The sequence below is a fragment of the Paraflavitalea devenefica genome (assembly GCF_011759375.1).
Lineage (GTDB): Bacteria > Bacteroidota > Bacteroidia > Chitinophagales > Chitinophagaceae > Paraflavitalea > Paraflavitalea devenefica.
In genome coordinates, this window is the sequence record NZ_JAARML010000002.1 from 2260056 (window position 1) to 2279603 (window position 19548).

Sequence of the window (19548 nt, forward strand, 5' to 3'; positions counted from 1 at the left end):
TATAAACATGCAACTGAAACACTTAACCAATAGGAAGCCGGTAACCTTTATGGCAGGCATTATACTCTTATGTGCCCTTCCTGCCTTTTGTATGGCCGGCACAACCGGAGGTAAAGACGGTATTATCGCTATTCCCTTTGGGAAAAAAGATACTATTCTGTATTATATGAATAGCGGGACTTACACTGTACTATTTAGCGGCAAACCGGTTATCAGAGAAGCTGCTGCTGTATATGGAGGAAATGTAACACTTGAAAGTACTGTCGATGCCCCGCGAAAATATTCAGTCGCTTCCATCAACGATGCCTGGGGAAAAGGAAAGTTGCATAGTATAGAGCAAATCCGGAATGATATGCGTATGCAGCAACTGTTTTACGTATACCCTGGTAAATCTTTCTTTTTTGTGCAGGTAAAAGTGTATGGAAAAAACGTGGCGGCAAACTTTATTTCACCGATTTACCTTAGCGAGGTCATTGTAGAAGGTGCAGGGGATAAGCGTGGTCTGGCAGTGCCTTTCGATAATGATATGTGGGTACGTTATAATGCACGGCCATTGGGAAAAGACGGCTATATCAGCAGCGAAGTAACGGCCTTATACAACAATGATAATCATCAAGGGTTGATCATTGGTTCTGTAGAGCATACTGTATGGAAATCCGGCATCATAGTGTCAGGCGGAAGTCAGCCGGGTCTCACTGCTGTTGGCGGGTTCTCCGACAGTGTGATCACCCACGACAAGATACCCCATGGTAAAGTGGCTATCAATGATACACTTTGTAGTTCGCCGAAGATAATGGTCGGCATGTTTTCCGATTGGAGGAACGGTATGGAAGAATATGCGCGGGCTAACAAACTGGCAGAACGGCCGGTTATTGCCCGGTGGAAGAAGGCCACCCCCATGGGATGGAACAGTTGGGGTGCTATACAAAATAAGATCAACCTTGATAAGGCAAAAAGGGTAGTGGACTTCTTCAGCGATTCCTGTAAAGGTTTCCGCAATGCAGAGGGCTTCCTGTATGTTGACCTGGACTCTTACTGGGACAATATGATGAAGGGAGGGATAAACGGTGATGTAAGCGCCCTGCAGGAATTTGTACAGTATTGCCGGAGCAAAAACTTCAAGCCTGGGATATATTGGGCGCCTTTTACCGACTGGGGAAAGCATGACAGAAAAGTGGAGGGTTCTACTTCCTGGAATTATCCGGCAACTTGGACCCGTCAAAACGGGAAGGCGATGGATGTGGACGGCGCTTTGGCCATGGACCCTACACATCCGGCTACCAGGGCGCGGATCGTAACCTACATCAACCGGTTTAAAGAATTGGGCTTTGAAATGATCAAAGTAGATTTCCTGGGTCATGCGGCTTTGGAAAGCGACCGGTTTTATGATCGGGCTGTAACCACCGGCATGCAGGCTTACAGAGCAGGGATGGAATTTTTAGACAGTGTGCTTGATAATAAGATGCTGGTGTATGCTGCCATTTCTCCTACCATGGCTACCGCCCGTTATGTACACATGCGCCGCATCGGCTGCGATGCTTTCAGTGCTATTGATAACACGGAATATACCCTCAACAGCACCGGTTATGGCTGGTGGCAAAGCAGTCTGTATGATTATATTGATGCAGACCATGTGGTGTTCAATAAAGAAACAGCAGGTGCCAACAGGGCCCGGCTGGCTTCGGCCCTCGTTACCGGTACGCTGATCACTGGTGATGACTTCGCAACAACAGGTGCGTGGAGCGAAGCGGCACAACGCCTGTTACAGAACAAGGATTTACTAAGTGTGGTGAAAGACGGCCATAGCTTCCGGCCATTGGAAGCCAATACCGGTAACAGTGGCGTGGTGCTATTTATAAAGACCATCAAAGGTGCAACTTATCTTGCTGTATTTAACTACGGTAATACAGGACACAAATACACGATTTCTCCTGCCAGACTTGGATTGAAAGGTTCACAATGGAAAGCAAAAGAGCTGTTTTCGCAGGTGTCGTCAACAATTACCGGCCATCTTGAGCTGCACATACCTGCTGCAGATGCAGTGATATACAAGATAATACGATGATTAAAGCTCCTTCTTTGGATCGTCCTGCAAGGGTGAAACCTTACACTCATTTGTCATTTCGAACCCTGCCATACGCTGCTGCACAGGCAGGAACTGTACAGGGTGAGAAATCTGTTATCGAAGCAAAGGAGCGGTTCAGACAATTTCCCCTAAAAATATTTTGGCCCACTGAAAATAAATCTATATTTGTAGTAGTATAGTATAGGATAGTACAGATGGGCAATAAAAATGCTGTCTGTGCGTATTTGGAAAACTAACATTGCTTTTTATGATTACAAGATTTGCTTGCCGTGCAGGGCGACCGATCGCTCATCCACGCAACCCCGTCCTTTTCATTCCCACTGCTTTATGCCTGATCTTCCTGTTGCTATCTGTCAGTTCCCGGGCGCAGGAACCTGCCGGCACTCCCTTATCGGGTGTGGTGGTAGATAGTGCCAGCGCGCTACCTCTTACCGGCGTATCGGTAGTGATCAAAGGAACGAAGCAGGGTACCAGTACCGATGCGAAGGGACACTTTTCATTGGACATTTCAGCCAACCAGGCCGTGCTGGAATTCTCTTTTGTAGGTTACAGGCCGAAAGAAGTGATTGCCAGCAAGGGACGCCCTGTAAGGGTAACGCTGGCGCTGAGCATTGACACCACCGGCGATGTGATCGTGGTGGCTTATGGCCGCCAGAAGAAACAAAGCATGGTGGCTTCTATTACGAGCATCAATCCCAAAGAATTGAGAGGGCCCACCAGCAACCTTACCACCATGCTGGCGGGAAGGATCTCCGGCGTGATCGCTTACCAGCAGAGTGGAGAGCCGGGCGCAGATAACGCTTCCTTCTTTATCCGTGGAGTAGGTACCTTTGGCGCCGGTAAGCGCGATCCCCTGATCCTCATTGATGGGATGGAGTCTTCCAATACCGATTTGGCGCGCCTGCAGCCCGATGATATTACCGGTTTCTCCGTATTGAAAGATGCTGCTGCTGCCTCCCTCTACGGAGCACGCGGCGCCAATGGAGTGATACTGGTAACTACGAAGCTGGGTACCGAAGGCAAAGCGAAATTCAATATACGGCTGGAGACGCCTGTTTCCACCAATACGCGCAATTTCAAATTTGCCGATAACATTACTTATATGAAGCTGGCCAATGAGGCGGTACTCACCAGGGATCCCCTTGGCGTATTGCCTTATTCTCAAAATAAGATTGATCATACCGCTGCAGGCGATGATCCCTTGCAGTATCCCAACAACAACTGGATCAAAACACTGATCAAGGATTATACCGTTAACCAGAAAGCCAACATCAACGTGAGCGGCGGGGGTAAAACAGCCCAATATTATATTGCCGGCACGTACAATGTAGACAGGGGTATCCTGCGCACTGCCCCCGGCAGCAGCTTCAACAGCAATATCAAATTGAGCAATTACAGTGTACGTTCCAACGTCTCCATCAACATCACGCCTTCCACCAAAGCGATTGTAAGGACCTCCGGCCAGTTTGATGATTACAATGGTCCTATTGGTTACCGCGATGGCGATGGCAACTGGGTCAATGGCGGACGGGCAGTGTTCAACAGTGCAATATGGTCCAACCCGGTCATGTTCCCTGCTTACTACCCGGCCAGCTATGCCCCCTTCCTCAATCATCCGTTGTTTGGCAATGCATTTATAGGGAATACTACTTCGCTGTACAATAATCCTTTTGCCAGCATGGTATCAGGCTTTCAGCAGTACAACACCTCTACACTAAATGCACAGATTGAGCTGAGCCAGAACTTCAACTTTGTAACGCCTGGCCTTTCTGCCACGTTTATGGCCTATACCCAACGGTATTCTTTCTTCGACCTGAGCCGCCGGTACAATCCATTCTATTATACCTTGCTGCCCGATGCCAATGGTAAGCTCACCGTGCTCACCCCGCTGAATAAAGGGCAGGGCACAGAATACCTCAACTACAGCCAGGGCGATAAGATAGTGAATACGGTGACCTATGGACAGTTGTCCGCCAATTACAGCCGCACGTTTGCCGACAAGCATGCCGTCAGCGGTATGTTGATCGGTATCATGCGTAACTTCCTGAATGCAAATGCAGGCGACCTTCAGTCTTCCCTGCCGCAAAGGAACCTCGGTCTGTCGGGCCGGTTTACGTATGGTTTTGACAGCCGCTACCTGGCCGAATTGAATTTTGGTTATAATGGTTCTGAACGTTTCGCTGCCAACAACCGCTTTGGCTTTTTCCCTTCTGCAGGTTTGGGTTGGGTAGTATCCAATGAACCATTCTTTGAAAAGGCAAAAGATGTGGTGTCCAACCTGAAGTTCCGCTTTACCTATGGGTTGGTGGGTAATGACCAGATCGGTAATGTGAATGACCGCTTCTTCTACCTGTCGAATGTATACCCCAACAATGATGGCCGCGGTTTCCATTGGGGTTCCAGTCAGAACTATTATGTGACCGGTTATTCCATCAACCGGTATGCGAATACAGCCATTACCTGGGAGAAAGATGTAATGACCAATTATGGCATGGACCTTTCCTTTGCCAATGGTATCAATGTAACAGTAGATGCCTTTCATGCGGTGCGCTCCAATATCCTGATGAATAGAAGTACCATCCCTTCCACGATGGGTCTTGAAGCCGGTGTACGCGCCAATGTGGGCAAGGCCTCCCGGAAAGGAGTGGATATCGCGGTTGATTATTCCAAGACTTTCAGAAAAAACTTGTGGATCCAGTTGCGCGGTAATATGACCTATGCCACCAGCAAACTGCTGATCAACGAAGAACCCAACTATCCCGATGAATTAAAATACCTGTCGCGCGTAGGCTTGTCGCTCAACCAGGCGTATGGCTTACTGGCCGAAAGATTATTTGTGGATGACATTGAGGCCGCAAACTCTCCTGTACAAAGCTTTGGTGGCAATAAGCCAATGGGTGGTGATATTAAATACCGCGACATCAATGGCGATGGACAGATCACTGGTCTTGATATCGTGCCACTGGGGCATCCCACCAGTCCGGAAATTACCTATGGCTTTGGCTTCTCCATGGGGTATAAGTCTTTCGACTTAAGCGCCTTCTTCCAGGGCAATGCCAGGGTATCCTTCTTTATCAATCCATACAATATTTCTCCTTTTGTGCTCAATGGCGGTTCTCAGAATGGGTTGCTTACTGCTATTGCCGAAAGCCATTGGTCGGAAGAGAACCAGGACCTGCACGCTTTCTGGCCCAGGCTGGATGCGCGGTTCAATAACAACAACTCACAAACTTCCAACTGGTGGTTGCGCAACGGCGCTTTCATGCGGTTGAAAACGGTGGAGCTGGGTTATACACTGCCATCCAAATTCCTGCATCGCCTGCGTTTCTCCAATTTCAGGATCTATGCCAATGGACAAAATCTTTTTGCCATCAGCAAATTCAAATTATGGGATCCTGAAATGGGTGGCAATGGCCTTGGTTATCCTGTACAGGCCGTGTACAACTTTGGTATCAACTTCGGATTTTAAGCACTGAAACAAGAAACAATGAAAGCAACTTATTATATACCAGCGCTGCTGTTGATCCTGTCAACTACAGCTTGTAAAAAGAACTTCTTAGATGTGGTGCCGGATAACGTGGCCACGCTTGATAACGCCTTTACCATGCGGTCGGAGGCGGAAAAATACCTGGCTACCTGTTATTCTTACCTGCCCAATGATGGCGACCCCGTAAGCAATGTGGCCTATCAGGCAGGAGATGAGTTTTGGCTGGCTTATCCGCCTGCCAGTCTTACCGCCACCAACTGGAATATTGCCCGTGGCAACCAGAATGTGGTAAGGCCCTATGGCAATATCTGGGATGGCGACTATTTTGAAAATGTGGGATACGACAATATGTTTACGGGCATCCGTACCTGCAATACCTTCCTGGAGAATGTAGGCGATGTAAAGAAGATCCCCGACCTCACGATGGATGAAAGAACAAGGTGGCTGGGCGAGGTCATGTTCCTGAAAGCGTATTATCATTTCCTGCTGCTGCGGCAATATGGCCCCATTCCCATCATGGACAAAAGCATTCCCATCAATGCACCGCTGGAGCAAACCAAGGTAAGGCGTGAAACAGTAGATTCTGTTGTGAATTATATTGCTAACCTGCTGGATGAAGCAGCCGCCAAATTGCCGGTTTCCCTGCTTACGCCTTCTACAGAACTGGGCCGTATTACAAAGGCCATCGCGTTAAGCATAAAAACAAAAGTGTTGGTATTGGGCGCCAGTCCGCTGTTTAACGGTAACGCCGATTATATCAACTTTAAGGACAAGCAGGACCGGTTACTGATCAATACGACTTACAGTGCAGAAAAATGGCAGCGGGCTGCGGCAGCCGGTGCAGCAGCGATCAAAGCCTGTGAAGATGCCGGTATCTACCTGTATAAATTCATTAATACCACCGGGTTCTCCCTTACACCGGGAACGATTACTCAAATGAGCATACGCAATGCCGTTTGTGAAAAGTGGAACCAGGAATGGATCTGGGCCAATTCCGAATCCTCTACCTGGCAGTTGCAGTATTCTTCCATGGCCCATATTGATCCAGCTAATTCGGGTAACTCCAGCATTTATGGCACCCTGGGGCCCACCATGCAGGTAGTACGGCAGTTCTATACAAAAAATGGCGTACCCATTACAGAAGATAAAACATTGGACTTCTCCAACGCCAATCAATTGAGAACAGCCTCCCATGACGAGCGCATTGATTTTGTGGAAGGGTACCAGACCGCCAGGGTCAATTATGACCGGGAGCCACGTTTTTATGCCGACCTCGGTTTTGACGGCGGAAGATGGTATATGCAAAACAGCCCCAGCCGTACCGATGAAAATACCTGGAGCGCCCAATTGCGGTTAGGCCAGTTTGGCGCCGGGGTGGCCGTGACCATCACTACTTATTACCCCAAGAAAATGGTGAACTGGAAGTTTGCCTACCAAAGCAACAACAGCAGCCATATAGAAGATTATCCTTTGCCCACCATGCGCCTCGCCGATCTGTACCTGTTGTATGCAGAAGCATTGAATGAAGCGTCCGGACCTTCCGAAGACGTATACAAATACCTGAACCTCATCCGGGAGCGGGCGGGCCTGCCAACTGTTCAGCAGAGCTGGACCAATTATGCCATCGATCCCGGTGCTTACCTCACCAAAGAAGGTTTGCGTACGATCATTCGCAATGAGCGCAATATTGAATTGTCATTCGAAGGGCACCGGTTCTGGGACCTGCGCCGCTGGAAACTGGCCGGTCAATTACTCAACGGTAATGTTACCGGCTGGGACAGGAGCGGCACTGCCGACCGGCCCGACCTGTTTTATACGCCTACTACTTATTACAATATGCGTTTTGTAGTGCCCAGGGATTATTTGTGGCCCATCCGGGAAAATAACCTCCCGGTCAATGAAAACCTGGTACAAAATCCGGGCTGGTGAGTGTCATAGGGCTCCAGGGTGGGTCGCCCTCCAAAGGGCGGCTCACCCGGAGCCCGGGATTAATCATTAAAAACGGCTTGCAAACATACAAATATGAAAAAGCATACTTTGATCATAGCCACCTTCTTCGCATTGGCAGGAATGTGGAGTTGCACAAAAGAAGACCCCAACGGTATTAAGGAAAATAACCCCAACCCGCCAGGGCAGGTATCCAATGTGCAGGTTCAAAATGAGCATGGCGCTGCAGTGATTACTTATACGCTGCCGGCTGATCCTGATCTCTTATACATCAAGGCGGTGTATTCCCTGGCCAATGGCGTAAAGCGGGAAGTGAAAGCCTCTACTTATACCAATCAGCTCAGGGTGGACGGATTTTCAGATACCCTGAAGCATTCCGTTCAACTGATAGCTGTTAATAAAAGTGAAGTGGCGTCTGCTCCTGTGAGTGTAGAAGTGTCTCCGCTGGTATCGCCGATCCAGTTGGTATTCCGTAACCTCCAGGTATCGGCCACTGCCGGCGGCATCCGGATCAAATCGCTCAATGAATACAGAGGGAATGTAGTGATCGTTCCCATGATGGATTCACTGAGCAAGGGCGACTGGGTGAGTCTCGACAATATTTACACCAGCGATTCCATCATTGCTACCAGCATCCGTGGTTTAACGCCGGTACAAAAGAAGTTTGCCTTCTTTGTACGCGACCGCTGGCTCAATACTACCGATACTTTGTATATATCACTTACACCCGCCAAAGAAGTATTGCTGGACAGGACCAGGTATGCTTCTTTTGTTTGTGACAACGACACCAAAATGTCGTTCAATACCACGGTGGAAATGATGTGGCAGGGATTGCTCAACAACGAATGGCCCTGTACCTATACCGATGAAAGTTCCGGCGTTCCTACAACCATTACCTGGAGCATAGGCCCACAGCCGGTTAAGTTAACCAGGTTTAACCTGCTTACCCGCCGGGAAGGCAGCTTGTACTATGCCAAAGGAAGTCCGCGCAGGTTTGAAGTATATGGTTCTAATGAACCAACCCGTGATGGCGACTGGTCTAAATGGACGAAGATATTAACCTGTGAAGTGGTGAAGCCTTCGGGCCTGCCGCTGGGGCAGGAAAACAGTGCAGATGCTGCGGCCGGCGCGGCCGGATTCACGTTCGATTTCAATGAAGATACACCGCCCTACAGGTACCTGCGCATCAAATGCCTGAATAACTGGATCGGCTCTTATTTCATCGTTATCCAGAACATGAATATCTGGGCTACAGAATAAATAGAAGATTTCCCCGCAGTGTCTCCCGTAGGGGACGCTGCGGACAATGGAACTTATAAAAAGTAAAAACTACGTTCATGAAACGATACATCATCAACATACCCTTTTGCACCCTCGCAGTACTGACCCTGCTGGTCTTTGCTGCCTGCAAAAAGATGGACGACTATAAAAAGTTTGCCGAAGGCGGGGAAGTAATTTATCCTTCTACCTTCGACTCCCTGAAAGTGATATCCGGAAATGGCCGGGTAATGATCACGGGTTTGCTGGCAGGCGATCCCAAAGTAACGAAGTACAGGGTTTTTTGGAATAGTGGCAATGATTCACTCGAAGCGCCCTTTGTTCGCTCCGGTGGTATAGATACCCTGAAGCAGATCGTAAGCAACCTGCCCGAAGGGCCTATCACTTTTACAGTACGTACGTATGATGCCAAAGGCAACCGGTCAATACCCATGATCGTTACCGGTAATGTATATGGCCAGAGCTTCCAGACTTCCGTAAATCAGCGGGGTAACCGGGTAGTACTCAAAACTTCCTTCTCACAGGATGGGGCTGCTATTATCCATTGGGCCAATGTGGATGCGTATGTAGGCGTGCTCGGCATGCAACTCCATTATGTGGATGCAGACAATGTACCCCGCGATACGATAGTGCATGTACAGTTGGTTGACCAGCAAACCATCCTGCCCAATGCGGGGATTAAAAATCTTATTACTTACAACACTTTGTATTTGCCGGAGAAAGTAGGTATAGATACTTTTACTGTTTCGCAGAAGGAATTGCCTGCATTTACGGAAGTAACTTTATTGAACAGCCAGAAGCCGGTAGCCAACGCCGCCAACGATGGCAGCCGCTGGGCTACGCTGCGCGACTGGATCACCAATCCCGCTGCCAAAAACCACAATGGCTATGGCGGCACTGATATCTCCGGCGATCCCAAGATCTATTTTGAAGCAGGATGGGGAGGGGCAGCTATTCAGAACGGCAAGATACATCAGGTCGTTACACTGCCGCCCGGCAAGTATAAGTTTGAAGGATCGGTAGACTGGTACCACCGTGGCTCCCGGAATGATACGTACCTGGTAGCGATGGCCGGCCCTAATGGATTGCCGGATGTAGACAATGTGAATACAGCCATTGCGTCGGCCAAACTGGAAAACGGCTGGTGGTCGTGGGATACTACTTTTGAGTTAACCCAAAAGACCACGCTTTCACTCGGCCTGTTGCTGTATATGAATGATGATGGTGAAGCTACCCGGTTAAACAGTCTTAGATTATATATTGTGAATTAATACAGGAATTATTGCATGACTAGAAAAAACGTTCTGTTATTACTGTTAACGATTTGTTTTGGCGTTTTTGTAAAGCAGGCATTTTCCGCAGAGTCTCCCGCAGGGGACTCTGCGGGGAAAATCACGCAGTCGGGGCTCAATACCCCGTTGCGTTTATGGTATGATAAACCGGCTGCCCAATGGGAAGAAACCCTGCCGCTGGGCAATGGCCGCCTGGGCATGATGCCCGATGGAGGTGTGGGGAAAGAAAACATCGTGCTGAATGACATTACGCTTTGGTCGGGCGCGCCACAGGATGCCAACAATAAAGAAGCGTATAAGAAATTGCCGGAGATACAACGGTTGTTACTGGAAGGAAAGAATGACCAGGCACAGGCCCTTATTGATAAGGATTTTATTTGTACCGGGAAAGGCTCCGGTGCCGAACCTTTTGGTTGCTTCCAGACCCTGGGCAACCTCAGTATGGCATTCCGCTACAAGGGCGTGCAGGGAAATGATGTACCCTATGGCAATTATACCAGGACGCTTTCTTTGGATGATGCCCTGGCGGCTTGTTCTTACCAGGTAGGGGATGTTACCTATAAAAGGGAATACTTCACCAGCTTTGGTGATGATGTGGGCATGATCAGGATCACTGCCAGTAAGCCTGGCATGATCAGCTTTAACCTCTCTCTATCCCGGGAAGAAAAAGGAAGTGTGCGGGTGAATGAAAAGACGCTGGAAATGGTTGGCCAACTGGAGAATGGTACCGATGGCAAGGGCATGGAATACATCGCACAGGTGGCGCTCCGGTTACAGGGAGGCAAATTAAGTACAACAGGCAACCAACTGGTGGTGAACGATGCTACTGAAGTGGTCGTATTCTTTTCTGCCAAAACCAGTTTCAAAGACAAGGCATTTCGCCAGCATGCACAGCAGTTGCTGGATAAAGCGATGGCTGTTGATTACGGACTACAAAAGAAAAAGCATATTACTAACTTCCGGAAACTCTTCCATCGTCAGCAGGTATGGCTGGGGTCCGGTGGTTCAGATAAGCTCACCACCGATAAAAGGCTGGAACAATTTTACAATGCCACCACACCCGATAATCAACTAACGGTCTTATTCTACCAGTTCAGCCGCTACCTGTCTATCAGCAGTACGCGGGTAGGTTTATTGCCGCCTAATTTACAAGGCTTGTGGGCCCACCAGATCCGTACTCCCTGGAATGGCGACTATCACCTGGATGTGAATGTGCAGATGAATCACTGGGGTGTAGAGCCGGCCAATCTTGCTGAGCTCAACCTGCCATTGGCAGACCTGGTAGCGAACATGGTACCTCATGGTGAGCGTACTGCCAAAGCCTATTACAATGCCGATGGTTGGGTGGCGCACGTGATCACCAATCCCTGGATGTTTACCGAGCCCGGTGAGAGCGCCTCCTGGGGCGTTACCAAATCCGGCTCCGGATGGTTGTGTAATAATCTCTGGGACCACTATGTATTTTCCGGTGACAAAAACTACCTTAAAAAAATATACCCTGTGCTGAAAGGATCCGCACAGTTTTATGCTTCCATCCTCATCAAAGAACCCAAAACCGGATGGCTGGTAACATCTCCTTCTTCATCACCTGAAAACCATTTCTACATGCCTGATGGCAGTGGTAAACATGCAGCCATTTGCATGGGAGCCACCATTGATAACCAGATCATCCGCGAACTGTTTAACAATGTAATCACCGCTTCTGCAACATTGGGCATAGACAAAGCCTTCAGCGATACACTAAAAACAAAGCTGGCGCAGATACCGCCACCCGGACGTATTGCTCCTGATGGCCGGTTGATGGAATGGCTGGAAGATTATAAAGAAACAGATAAGGAACACCGGCATATATCGCACCTGTACGGACTTTACCCGGCCAATCTTATTACACCTTCACAAACTCCTGATCTGGCAGAAGCCTGTAAGCAATCACTGAATGTAAGAGGTGATGACGGTCCCAGTTGGGCCATTGCCTACAAACAATTGTTTTGGGCAAGGCTACACGATGGCAACAGGGCTTACAAACTGTTCAGGGAGATCATGAAACCAACGCTGAAGACCAACATTAATTACGGAGCGGGTGGGGGCGTATATCCCAACCTGCTGTCTGCAGGACCGCCTTTCCAGATTGACGGCAACTTTGGCGCCGGCGCCGGTATTGCTGAGATGCTGCTCCAGAGCCATGAAGGATATATTAACTTCATCCCAGCCATTCCCGAAGCCTGGCAGGCGGAAGGCGCTGTGAAAGGCATGCGGGCCAGGGGGAATATTACGGTTGACTTTGCCTGGAAGAACGGCAAAGTGACCAGCTATCAACTCAGGTCGCCCAAAAAGCAGACCGTGAAAGTAATGTTGAATGGAAACATAGTAACAACAAGTACACAACCATTGTTAAACTGATTTATCAAAGGGTGGGTCGCCCCTCAAAGCTTGTCCCGCTTTGCGGGAGGCAGCTCACCCTGACCTAAAGAACACAAAACACCACATGCAACTTCGTACTATGAAACGAATGAGAGAAACCGGATTGATCGTGGCAGTAGCCCTGCTTTCTTTGGTACAGCCAACCGCCTTTGCGCAACCTGTAACTATTCCAGTTGAAACAAAGCATCATGCCCTTGTATTACAAACAGATGCCAACAAAAACCTGGGCATTGTGTACATGGGTGCTAAGCTGGCCGATAAAAATGAGTATACTCATGTGCCTGCGATGTATAAGCAAACTGCCGAGTATACCGGCGTAGCCAATGCTGCTTATGCTACAGCCGGTTCCAGGAACCTGTTTGAGCCGGCCATCGCTGTTACGCATGTCGATGGCAATAATTCGCTCGACCTGCAATATGTGCGGCACGACAGTAAAAAGCTGGATGAGAATACCTCCCTGCTGACTGTCTTCTTAAAAGACCCGGTGTACAATTTTGAAGTAACGCTCTATTATAAGTCCTGGTTCAATGAAGATGTTACCGAGCAGTGGAGCGAGATCAGGCACAATGAGAAAGGTAATGTGGTACTAAATAAATATGCATCGGCAGGCTTATACCTCAAGGCAGGCAGTTACTGGCTGCGGCAATACCATGGCGATTGGGCCAAAGAAATGCAGGCCGAAGAAACACGTCTTACGCATGGCATCAAGACACTGGACTCCAAACTGGGCACCAGGGCCAACCTGTTTCAACCTTCGGTATTTATGATCTCCCTTGATAAACCTGCTACTGAAGATGAAGGAACTGTGCTGTACGGGGCGCTGGAATGGAGTGGTAATTTCCGGGTTGACCTGGAGCTGGATAACCAGGATAACCTGCGTATTATGGCAGGTATCAATAACTATGCATCGCCTTATATCTTGAAGGCTGGTGAAGTGTTTACAACGCCGGCCTTCGTATCGGTGCTCTCCTCCAATGGGAAAGGAGAGGCCAGCAGGAAACTGCACAACTGGGCGCGTAATTATAAGTTACTGGATGGAAAAGGTACCAGGCTTACATTGCTGAATAACTGGGAAGCCACTTATTTTGATTTTAATGAAGCGAAGCTGAAAGAGCTGTTGAAGGATACAAAGAAGCTGGGTGTAGACCTGTTTCTCCTGGATGATGGGTGGTTTGCCAACAAATATCCGCGCAATGATGATAAGGCCGGCCTGGGCGACTGGCAGGAGAATAAAAAGAAATTGCCCAATGGCATTTCTTCCCTGGTGCAGGAAGCACAGGCCAATGGCGTGAAGTTTGGTATCTGGATCGAACCGGAAATGGTGAATCCCAAAAGCGAGTTGTATGAGCAACACCCTGACTGGGTGGTGAAGCAACCCGGCCGCCCTGAACACTATTTCAGGAATCAACTGGTGCTTGACCTGAGCAATCCGGCCGTACAGGATTTTGTGTTCAATGTAGTAGATGGCTTGTTTACAAAGAACCCCACACTGGCTTATATCAAATGGGATTGCAATGCGGTTATCTATAATGCTTATGCTGCACGCCTGGGTAACCAGTCGCATTTTTATATTAAATACGTGCAGGGATTGTATGCTGTGCTGGAAAGGATCAGGAAGAAATATCCCACTGTTCCTATGATGTTGTGCTCCGGCGGTGGCGGACGGGTGGATTATGCCGCCCTGCAATATTTTACGGAGTTCTGGCCCAGTGACAATACCGATCCGCTGGAGCGTATTTTCATGCAATGGGAGTATTCTTATTTCTACCCGGCCATCACTTCTGCCAACCACGTGACCGATTGGGGCAAACAGCCTATTAAGTTCCGGACGGATGTAGCCATGATGGGCAAACTAGGCTTTGATATTGTGGTCAGTCATTTGAAAGAAAAGGACATGACCTTTTGCCAGGAGGCGCTTAAAACCTATAATGCTGTAAAGCCTATCATCTGGCAGGGCGACCAGTACCGTTTGCAAGACCCGCTCACTAATGCGGTAGCTGCTGTTCTGTATATCAATAAAGAGAAAACAACGGGCGTGGTATTCAATTACCTGGTGAGCAACCGGTATGATGCGGGGAGCCTGCTGCCCATCCGGTTTAAAGGTCTTGATCCCGCCAAAAAATACACCCTCAAAGAACTCAATGTATATCCGGGAACTACTTCTACTATTGATAGCAGTAAAGTGTACTCCGGTGAGTTCCTGATGAAAGTAGGCTTTAACCCCGATGTAAAAGCCGGCAGGAATAGTGTGGTACTGGAGGTGAAGGCGGTGGGTTAGGCATTGCTAAAACGGCAATCCCCGGTGTACCAGGTTACGCCAGTTGTCCCAGGATCGCTTATTCATGACCCGGTTCAGGGTGTAGCTATATTGTGCATTGCCCACCAGGAAGTGTTTGTCTTTGTCCAATACGAATAGTACCTGTTCATCTCCTTTCAGCAGTAGCAGGCTCACTGTTCCCATATGTAGCCGGTATACCACAGCCTGCGGATCGGTAGGAGTTCCTTTCTCTATCGACCATTTTCCTGTACCGGTCCGGATACCTACGCCCCGCATCTTATAAAATGTAGGCTTATTGGTAACCGTGTCTACATACAACGTTAGTGATAATTTTCGCTTGGCGCATTGTTCACTAACGGGTATCTGCAGCTCGGTCGCCATTTCTTTACAGGGTGTTCTGCCTTCATACCAGGCCAATATCCTGGAGCCGGGTGGAATAGTGTCTGGCGGGCCTTGCGGTTGTGCGTGTGCAACCAATATGCCCGCTATAAAAGCCATAAATAGCAGTATCTTTTTCATACAGTTGTTATTTGGTAATGCGGTTAAGGGTATAGCTCTGGAAAGGATCCCCCCTCAGATAACTTCCATTTTCATCCAGCAGATGAAGGAGGTCATCACTTAACTTTATGAAGCGCAATGTAGTGCCGGATTTGGCAGGGGTAAGCTGATAGATCATGGAGCGGGCATGTGCGCCTGTTCCCTGTACGATGCTCCATTTGCCGGTAGATTCACTTTTGATACCCGGCTGGGAATAGTTGTTATCCGGCAGGGTGTAGTGGCTGTAACCCGTCAGCCGGTAGGTGGCAGGCTGCTGTGTGACGGAGTCCCGCAGTAAAGTAAGCTCCCATTCAACCAATGCGCAATCGGTACTTGGGGCAATATTATGCAGTGGTCTTATCAATTGGCCGCAGGGAGTAGTGCCGGCAAACTTCTCCTTGGCGGGGGCATTCATACCTGGTATTGGCGCAGTTCTTTCGCCGCTAAACAGGGAAAAGATGGCAAGGATAAATGTAAACAGCTTCATAACAGAAAATTATGCTTTAAACCTACGTAAAAGCGGTTACAGATCCTCCTTTACTACACATAATGCAAGATTTGCTTGATGAAGTGCTGCTCCAATACCCTAAAGCGGCTGCAGCATTTTCTTTATTTCCACCGTATCGTGCTCTTTTTTTGTGCTATGATCAAAAAGGGGAGTAGTACAGTGTAGAGAAGGGTACCGTAAAATTTTATCATAACAATTAATGTTATCAGGAATTGTACACGAATGTAAAGAAAACAATTGATTGGCAATCCGTTATTGCCGCCGGCAAAAACGATACTCTGCCAGGGCATACGCTTTGCAGCTAACCATCAGTACTATAACCAAAATAAATTTGCGCAACCAATTAGTTGCGTGTATATTTGCAACCAGTTAGTTGCGTAATAAAGAGGTATACCCATGAAGAGAGACGTTTTCCAAGCTATAGCAGACCCTACCCGCAGAGCCATCCTAAGCCTGATAGCCTTGCAGCCGATGACGCCCAATGCACTGACCGAACATTTCGATACCAGCAGGCAGGCGGTGTCCAAGCACATTAAAGTCCTTACTGAATGTCAACTGGTAAAACAGGAACAATCAGGCAGGGAAATTTATTACCATTTTAATCCTAAAAAGATGAAAGTAATAGCAGACTGGTTAGAGCCTTTCCGGCAGCTCTGGGAAACCAGGTTCAATCAACTGGATGCTGTATTAAATAACTTAAAAAACAAATAACCATGATTGCAAACAAAGAACTTGTCTTTTCAAAAGACCTGGCCAATAAAAAGGTCCACGTCGTCAGAGAATTTGATGCGCCTGTGGAGCAGGTGTGGAAAGCCTGGACAGAAAGTGAAATACTGGACCAATGGTGGGCGCCCAGGCCCTGGAAAACAGAAACGAAATCAATGGACTTCCGGGAAGGTGGCCGTTGGCTGTATAGTATGGTAGGACCAGAAGGGGAGCGCCATTACTGCCTGGCAGATTACCAAAAGATCGTGCCCAATAAAAGCTATACGTATATTGATGCTTTTTGTGATGAAAACGGCAATAAGGGTGAGGATTTTCCCAATATGCATTGGCTGGTTGAGTTCAAAGCTACCGGTCAGGGCACTACCGTAGCGATCGAGATCAGCTTCTCCAGTGAAGATAGTTTTCAAAAGATCATTGAAATGGGCTTTGAGCAAGGCTTTACCATGGCGTTGGGTAACCTTGATGAAGTACTGGCTAAATAATTTGCTTAATAATGTAAAAAGGTTTCAGGTCTATTGGCCTGAAACCTTTTTTTAGGCGGTTATTGGATCTTTTCCTCTTCTTAGCTATTGTAAGGTTACTTTTTCAGTAATGATCCGCGTAGGGCCAGGATTGGGGTATCCATACTTCAGCCAAAACGTATGAGTGGCCGGATCATACGTATTGTTGTAAACAGGATCTCCGGCAATAGCTGCTACTGTAGCGGAGGAGCCAGAAGTGCCGCTCCCCGGGGCAATAGATACCGTATTGCCGGCATTGATGGTTAAGTTGATTCTTACAGTGTTGCCAAGGTCGCCGAGGTCTTTGGATACACTATTGACGCCAATGGTAGCAAGACTTACTTCCGTTTCAAAGTCCCGCGGGGATGTGGGATGCTCAAAATGGCCTGTGGCCAGGTAATCACCATCATAAACATTCCGGAGAAGTATACCCAATAACGATTGCTTTGAAGTGGCAGGCAACTTAACAGAGGGATCGCTCACCGAAGCGACCTGCAGTCCCAACGCATAAGCCTTTGTAGGGTCCACGGCATCTTTTTTTAACCGGAGAGAGACCTCCACATAAGGCTGACCTGCAGGAATGGTGACCGTCGGATTGAGATCATAGGCAGCAGCGGGCAATACTTCGTATTCAGTACCGTTTGCTGCGTTGTGGTCAGCCACCAGGGCCGGCGTCGGAGCTAAGGTTACCTGCACATCTTTGTCATAGGCCGGGCCTGTGAGTGACAGTACAAAAGCCTGTATTTGTTCTTCGGCAGGCGTTGTAAAAACAGCCTGTATATTGATGCCCCTCGTTTCATAAGCATTTATCACAGCAACGAACCGGTCTTTATTATTGGTCTTGAGCCCGGTTTCATTGTTGTCAAAACCTTCATCTTTTAAGCAGCCTGTCATCGAAAGCGACAGGACAGCCATTGCAAGGAAATATATTCGTTTCATTGTATTAGTTTGTTGGTTTAACGGTCCCAGAATACGGTGGAAGTAAAAGGGTCAATAGTACCTTCTGCCTGTACATTGGCCGCATTGTAACTGAACTCATTGGTGGCATAAGGATAACGTGTTGGAACGTGGTCGGTCTCACGGCCCGGATCGATGGAAATAGCAGGCTGTACGACGCCGGTCCTCCGGTAATCATTCCACGACTCCAGGTGGTTGTTGCCGTTGAATGCAAAATATTTCTGCCAGATGATCACCTTAATTTGATCAGCCTGTGCAGCAGGCCAGGCTATTCTCGCATCAGCATTGCCAAGATAGGTATTGGCAGTAGCTACCGCATTGGGAACGCCCAGCCAGCGGAAAGATTCCCTTACACCTTCTTCATACAGGCTTTTTGCATCGCCGCTGATCCATCCCCGTGTGGCAGCTTCCGCTTGTAAAAAGAGGTTTTCGTAGGCTGTAAGCACCCAGGCATCCATGGTGGCAGATTTAGCCAATCCGGAGGTTCCGCCGGCAGTGGTAGGCGCTCCACCAATATCAGACAACTGGCCTTCGCCGAATAAATGTGCCGGGTCATTGTTCAAACCAAAGTCAATACCGCGGTACTGGCCCACAAAAGTGCCCCCACGGACAGGGCGGTAAAAATATTTGTACCGCTCGTCATTCAATCCTTTCATCAGGTTCAGTGCAAAATTGTTGGCCCGGCGATAATCCTGGGAGTAGTTGCCCGCCAATCCAAACGCAAAAACTGACCAGTAAGGATTGGGCTTATCACTCGTATAGCCGGGATTCACTGCAGCCGTTTGGCCGGCCCCCAGGAACCCACTGCCTTCTGCAGTAATGGCAGCGATCTCAGTAGCGGGGTTGAAGCCCGGTACCTGGCTCATATGGATCAGCAAACGCAATTTCAGCGTATTGCCAAATCGGGCCCACTGCGCTTTATTGCCATGGAACATAATATCCGCGTTAGCAATATCAATGTTCCTGGATACATCGGCATTCTTGATCAGGGTGATCCCTTCCGTGATTTGCTTCAGCAGGTCCTTATAAATATCCTCTCCCTTATCATAAGCCGGGGTAATATTCTTTTTTATGTCCATAGCTTTGGAATACGGAACATTGCCGAACATATCAACCAGTATCTGGTAGTGCAGGCTCTTCATGACCTTCGCAATGCCAGCATAAAATTCCTGGCCGGAGGCTTCAGCTTTCTGTTGCATCGTGTGATAATCAAAAATGATATCATAATTATTATTCCAGTTCGAATTGCCGAAGTCTGTTGTCATGGAATACTTGTTCTCTGTTACCGCTCCATAGTTGGTGCCCACGGCCCAGTAGCCCATCCAGGCGCCCAGCGTAGAAATGGAGTTGTTGAAGGCATTGTTGACGGTCACTCCGCCGGTACGTGCCAATGCCGCCGGCAGTATCAGGTCGGGCGTAATGCTGGTGGTTGTAGGGACATTGGGGTTGTCATTGATGTCGAAAAAGCTTTTACCGCAGCCTGTGATCAGTATGGCTGGTAATGCAAATGCTATGATCAATTTCTTCATAT

At 48.4% G+C, this 19548-nt stretch carries 13 protein-coding genes; 9 read left to right on the forward strand and 4 right to left on the reverse strand.

The features are described from left to right. Positions 1 to 7 precede the first annotated feature (7 nt). The 7 genes from HB364_RS18245 to HB364_RS18275 all read left to right on the forward strand — a co-directional run bounded on the left by HB364_RS18245 (position 8) and on the right by HB364_RS18275 (position 14789). A complete protein-coding gene (locus HB364_RS18245) occupies positions 8 to 2065 on the forward strand; it encodes an alpha-galactosidase (protein ID WP_167289648.1) in 2058 nt (685 codons plus the stop codon). Between the two features lie 268 nt (positions 2066 to 2333). Further along, positions 2334 to 5555: a SusC/RagA family TonB-linked outer membrane protein gene (locus tag HB364_RS18250; protein WP_167289649.1), complete on the forward strand. Its 3222-nt coding sequence runs from the start codon at positions 2334 to 2336 to the stop codon at positions 5553 to 5555. A gap of 18 nt (positions 5556 to 5573) precedes the next feature. After that, positions 5574 to 7502, forward strand: coding sequence for a RagB/SusD family nutrient uptake outer membrane protein (locus HB364_RS18255; RefSeq protein WP_167289650.1), 1929 nt, complete (start codon positions 5574 to 5576; stop codon positions 7500 to 7502). A gap of 93 nt (positions 7503 to 7595) precedes the next feature. Next, a complete protein-coding gene (locus HB364_RS18260; RefSeq protein WP_167289651.1) occupies positions 7596 to 8780 on the forward strand; it encodes a DUF5000 domain-containing lipoprotein in 1185 nt (394 codons plus the stop codon). Positions 8781 to 8857: 77 nt separating this feature from the next. Beyond that, on the forward strand, positions 8858 to 10069 hold the full coding sequence (locus HB364_RS18265) for a DUF4998 domain-containing protein (protein ID WP_167289652.1): 1212 nt from the start codon (positions 8858 to 8860) through the stop codon (positions 10067 to 10069). Positions 10070 to 10084: 15 nt separating this feature from the next. Continuing rightward, a complete protein-coding gene (locus tag HB364_RS18270; protein ID WP_167289653.1) occupies positions 10085 to 12490 on the forward strand; it encodes a glycoside hydrolase family 95 protein in 2406 nt (801 codons plus the stop codon). A gap of 100 nt (positions 12491 to 12590) precedes the next feature. Next, positions 12591 to 14789, forward strand: a complete 2199-nt coding sequence (locus HB364_RS18275) for an alpha-galactosidase (protein WP_208419989.1) — start codon at positions 12591 to 12593, stop codon at positions 14787 to 14789. A gap of 6 nt (positions 14790 to 14795) precedes the next feature. Here the strand turns inward: HB364_RS18275 and HB364_RS18280 are convergent, their stop codons facing one another. After that, entirely contained in the window at positions 14796 to 15308 is a 513-nt protein-coding gene (locus HB364_RS18280; RefSeq protein WP_167289654.1) for a hypothetical protein, read from the reverse strand. A gap of 7 nt (positions 15309 to 15315) precedes the next feature. Continuing rightward, on the reverse strand, positions 15316 to 15813 hold the full coding sequence (locus tag HB364_RS18285; protein WP_167289655.1) for a copper resistance protein NlpE N-terminal domain-containing protein: 498 nt from the start codon (positions 15811 to 15813) through the stop codon (positions 15316 to 15318). 417 nt (positions 15814 to 16230) lie between these two features. On the opposite strand from HB364_RS18285, the gene HB364_RS18290 reads away from it, so the two are divergent. Further along, on the forward strand, positions 16231 to 16545 hold the full coding sequence (locus HB364_RS18290) for an ArsR/SmtB family transcription factor (protein ID WP_167289656.1): 315 nt from the start codon (positions 16231 to 16233) through the stop codon (positions 16543 to 16545). Between the two features lie 2 nt (positions 16546 to 16547). Further along, entirely contained in the window at positions 16548 to 17042 is a 495-nt protein-coding gene (locus HB364_RS18295) for an SRPBCC family protein (RefSeq protein ID WP_167289657.1), read from the forward strand. Between the two features lie 84 nt (positions 17043 to 17126). Here the strand turns inward: HB364_RS18295 and HB364_RS18300 are convergent, their stop codons facing one another. Both HB364_RS18300 and HB364_RS18305 read right to left on the reverse strand, forming a co-directional pair. Next, positions 17127 to 17999 (reverse strand): BT_3987 domain-containing protein, encoded by an 873-nt coding sequence (locus HB364_RS18300; RefSeq protein WP_167289658.1) that lies wholly within the window; start codon positions 17997 to 17999, stop codon positions 17127 to 17129. A 17-nt stretch (positions 18000 to 18016) separates the two neighbouring features. Next, on the reverse strand, positions 18017 to 19546 hold the full coding sequence (locus HB364_RS18305; protein WP_167289659.1) for a SusD/RagB family nutrient-binding outer membrane lipoprotein: 1530 nt from the start codon (positions 19544 to 19546) through the stop codon (positions 18017 to 18019). Between the last annotated feature and the right edge of the window lie 2 nt (positions 19547 to 19548).